Below are 855 nucleotides of genomic sequence, written 5' to 3'. Positions count from 1 at the left end.
CCACGAGCCTCAAGCACGTCCTTGACACCATTCAGCAAGCGGGCCTGGTCTTGCCGCAGATCCACGTATGCCCACAGCGCCAGCGGCAGCAGCGAAGTGGCTGCAAGCAGTGCGGCCATTTTCGCGCGCAATGGCCAGTCCGCAAACCGGAACGACTTCTTCATCAGCGCATCCTCCCCCAGCAAAGCAGCCTCGCCTCAGCACTGGGAATTCCTCTTTGTCAGATATGCGATGCTGTGCTTGGGGCTAAGTAAAGGATACGTCCGATCCAGACTCATCCAACTATCAGATAAGACAGGCCGCTTTCACGATGACGGAATTGGCGCTGCTTCGCCGCGTTCTTCGTGGAAATGGGGAGGTCGCGTCAAGCAGAACATGTCGACCATAGAAGGCACGCGCAGTGCCAGGGAGTCATCGATGTTTTGTGCCAGCCATTCCGTTCCCCATGAAGATTGCCCCCATTGCCGGAAGACGGTGTCGGCGATGCGCCCAACGGTGTTCGCCGAGCTGGCCGCGGCCGAACTAAGCGCCGGCACGGTGTGCTGCCTGGGCTGCGATCTCGTCCACCGCGAAGCCCTCGACGCTTGCCCGCGCTGTGCCCGGCCGAATCCGGCGCACGAGCGCCTGCCTGACGCCATGAGCCGACCGGTGGACCACCTGCATGCGCTGACGCTTCGTGACATCGCAGGGGCCCATCTGTGAGGGCAGCACCCGAGCACTTCCCGGCGGGCGTCGACGAACGCGACCTGCTGCGGGCCCTGCTGGACAACTCACCGGATCACATCTATTTCAAGGACAGGCAGTCCCGCTTCATCAAATCGAGTGCGGCGCAGGCGCTCCAGTTCGGGATGACGA

Annotated in this window: 1 protein-coding gene; it reads left to right on the top strand. The window is 62.2% G+C overall.

Annotated features, from left to right (window positions below):
• The first annotated feature begins 375 nt into the window (after positions 1 to 375).
• Complete coding sequence (locus tag AC1D01_RS36865; RefSeq protein WP_477874790.1) at positions 376 to 702, top strand: hypothetical protein; 327 nt, start codon at positions 376 to 378, stop codon at positions 700 to 702.
• Positions 703 to 855: the final 153 nt, after the last annotated feature.

It is taken from the genome of Rhizobacter sp. P3_B12, assembly GCF_056402895.1.
Note: the sequence above shows the minus strand (reverse complement) of the source record. Positions and strands in the feature narration are given on the sequence as shown.